Origin of the sequence: Bilophila sp. 4_1_30, assembly GCF_000224655.1 — a bacterium.
Lineage (GTDB): Bacteria > Desulfobacterota > Desulfovibrionia > Desulfovibrionales > Desulfovibrionaceae > Bilophila > Bilophila wadsworthia.
The window spans coordinates 1-713 of the sequence record NZ_JH114287.1 but is presented as its reverse complement, the minus strand read 5'-3'; the positions used below and the strand labels follow the sequence as shown (position 1 = coordinate 713).

Here is a 713-nt window from a genome sequence, read left to right as displayed (position 1 = left end):
CGTCCGGGAGGCCATAACGACCTTCTGGACGACTTCGACGGATTCAAGGACTCGGAGATATTCCGGCGGTGTGTCTATGGATGCGGCAGCGAGAATCCGGGCAGCGAATGGCGCGACAGGATCAAAACGCTCCAGCGGCAGGCCATGCGGCGTGAGTACGTCCCGACCCAACTTAAAGATGCCATTGGCGAACTGTGGCAGATGGGCCGGACCTACGCCCGAGGCAATGCTCGCAAAGCAGCCGAACTGCGCCAGCGTGTCGAGGCTGTGCTGGAAGACTAACGAGGGGGAGCTAAAATGCGAATGAAAGGGAGAAAAAAGATGTGCCGCGTTCTGGCACTCATTATTATGCTTTGCATGGGCTCATCGGCTTATGCCGAAACTCCCACCGCTGAAGCCCAAAAGAAAGTTGCCGCATACCTCACGCTCCTTGACGATATGTGCTTCACCGACCCTTTTTTGTCCTATGGCTTTGCTCAAGACCCAGGAAAAAGCTGGAAAGAGGGACTGGAAAAACTTGAAATCGAACTAAACGCCGATCCGGAAGTATCACCTGCCGTCAAGAAAACTCCCGGACTCCTCATCCAGCTTGGTTTGCAGACGTTTTATGCGAAACACTGCCTTGCCGACAGCAACTCGGATAGAAAAACGTGCTTGATGAACTCGGTGAATATGCCGAAGGCATTTGACAAAAGAAAGCCCCGGGAGATTAT

General features: G+C 53.4%; 2 protein-coding genes. Both read left to right on the top strand.

Annotated features, from left to right (window positions below):
- Positions 1–282, top strand: a 282-nt coding sequence (locus HMPREF0178_RS20190; RefSeq protein ID WP_009369397.1) for a hypothetical protein, incomplete at its 5' end; no start/stop codon positions are given.
- A gap of 39 nt (positions 283–321) precedes the next feature.
- Positions 322–713: hypothetical protein (locus HMPREF0178_RS20185; protein WP_039959584.1), on the top strand; the 392-nt coding region annotated here is incomplete at its 3' end.